Origin of the sequence: Chthonomonas sp. (assembly GCF_035294165.1) — a bacterium.
GTDB lineage: Bacteria > Armatimonadota > Chthonomonadetes > Chthonomonadales > Chthonomonadaceae > Chthonomonas.
In genome coordinates this window covers 1-2,196 of record NZ_DATGLN010000083.1, presented here as the reverse complement: position 1 = coordinate 2,196, position 2,196 = coordinate 1, and the positions used below count along the sequence as shown (strand labels likewise).

The window sequence follows — 2,196 nt, the reverse complement described above, 5'->3', positions numbered from 1 at the left end:
GCGTCAATTTATCGCCTATAAAGCGGAGGCGGCAGGAGTGCCTGTTGTGTTGGTTGACCCGCGCAACTCGTCTCGCACTTGTTCTGTATGCGGACATTGCGCCAAAGCCAACCGTAAGAGCCAGAGCAGCTTTCGATGTCAGCAGTGTGGCTTTGAGGCGAATGCTGATTTCAATGCGGCGGTAAACCTCAAGGCACGGGGCGAAAGTTCAGACGCCCTATTGTGTCGGTCGGAGGCACACGCTTCCAACCAGGCGCAAGCCCCTGTGCTTTAGCCAGGGGTATCTGACTATTTCCGAAAAGCCCCTTTCGACCTCTCACTCCTCCAGGATAGACGGCCGTAGCAGTAAAGCCCTCGACAAAAAAATCCCCGACCTTTACAGGCCGGGGTACTACTAGGAGAGAGTGTCGCGGCGCATTCGCGGAGCCGCTTCGATTCTATAATAGCCGCCGAAGGTTAAGAACGTGTTAACAGAACAATAAATTTCGATTAAGACCACCCATCGGCATCGCTCGTTCTCTACATCTCTGGCGAATGTGCCCTATGACGACTAACCCACAGAAACAGCGGCACCGCCATGAGCTGTGTACCCATGCAAAACACAATAACCCCAACCAGGGAACGTTCATAGAGAAAGCCCATCAGGGCGCTGCCCAAAAACCAAAATATGCCATAACTTGCCGTAAACAGCCCGAATGCAGAGGCGCGGCGCTGCGATGGCACCATCGGCGTAACCGCAGCCGGAATGATCGACTCGTGAACCCCCATACCCATCCCCCAAATGGCCGCACCTAGCAGCGCCATCCAAAATCCACCGAGAAACACCAAAGGGGCAAACAGCGATGCTACTATCGTGAGGCCAACCAGCACCGGAAACCCATACCGGTCGAACAAACGCCCAAACACTAAGGAAGCCCCACCACTCACGGCCATGGCCACCGCATAAAAAATAGGGATCAGTGTAGACGACACACTGTGCTCCCGCGCAAAGTGATAGGCGATCAACGAGTAGTCGGCAAAGCCAACGGCAACCAGAGCTGCCCCTACAAGGTAGACCCAAAACGCGCGAGAGTAAGGCGTAGGCGGGCCCGAATCGGTGAAAGCCGGTTCGAGGTCTTGCGGCTTAGGGTAGAGTAGACGAGCGATCCACACAAAACTCAGGGTAATGAGCGCCGGCACCAACAGCACGGCGAAAGCCTCGTGATACTTTCCACCATGGGCAAGCACCACAGCGATGACCAGAGGCCCGCATAAAGCGCCGAACTGATCGCACGCCTCATGGACTCCGAAAGTCCATCCGTAGCCGCCCACGTGCTTTGCGGCATGAGAGAGCATTACATCGCGTGGAGGGTTGCGAATGGCACGGCCTACCCGCTCCAGCACGATCAGAACCGCCGCCGCCTGCCAACTTCCCGTTAGCGCTAAGGCCGGCACCGAGATCATTTGAACGATATACCCGAAGATGGTGATAGGCCAAAAACGGCCGGTGATGTCGGCCAAGCGACCGGAGAAGAAACGCAGGGTGTAGCCGCACAGCTCTCCCAAACCGGCAACGGTACCTACAATGAAGGCGCTGGCACGTAGCGTTTCCAGATAGGGGCCGGTAATGCTACGTGCGCCTTCATAGGTGAAGTCAGCAAAGAAGCTTAGCACGCTTATTAACAGCACGAACCGCAATGCCACACGACGCATGTCCGCTGGCGGCGAGGTGGAATCGGTGGATGGCAAGGTAGGCTCTTCCTTGATAGCTTAATGGGAAATTCAGGTGATCGGCTCTCTTTATTTCTCTCTACAGTTTACCATTGGAGGGGCCGGCATGTACACACGTGATATCATACGATTGAAGGCAGCACCTTTGTGGCCTCATCATCCTTGAGGTCGAAACAACGGTAAGAGAAGAACACGGAAGAGGAAAAAAACGACAGGGAATCGGCAGAAAGACAATCGCGTGACGACGGCTTGTGTGGGCTCTGCAGAGTGTGTTTTACGCAACACTCGAGCAGGGATATCGACTTTAGGTATATGGTGTTAGGCTAGAGAGGCTGAAATGGGTTTTTCAGCGTTCCTCTCCACCCCACACACCCAACCCTTAGAAAGGAGGTGATCCAGCCGCACCTTCCGGTACGGCTACCTTGTTACGACTTCGTCCCCCTCGCTCCCCACACCTTCGGCGGCTAGCTCCCCTTACGGGGTTGC

At 55.3% G+C, this 2,196-nt stretch carries 2 protein-coding genes and 1 rRNA gene; 1 reads left to right on the top strand and 2 read right to left on the bottom strand.

Annotated features, from left to right (window positions below; genetic code table 11):
* The coding region (locus VKV29_RS04585; protein WP_324200124.1) for a transposase at positions 1-274 on the top strand (274 nt) is incomplete at its 5' end.
* Between the two features lie 245 nt (positions 275-519).
* Here the strand turns inward: VKV29_RS04585 and VKV29_RS04580 are convergent.
* Positions 520-1,728, bottom strand: coding sequence for an MFS transporter (locus tag VKV29_RS04580; protein WP_324200123.1), 1,209 nt, complete (start codon positions 1,726-1,728; stop codon positions 520-522).
* Between the two features lie 365 nt (positions 1,729-2,093).
* A 16S ribosomal RNA gene (locus VKV29_RS04575) occupies positions 2,094-2,196 on the bottom strand; the annotation flags it as partial.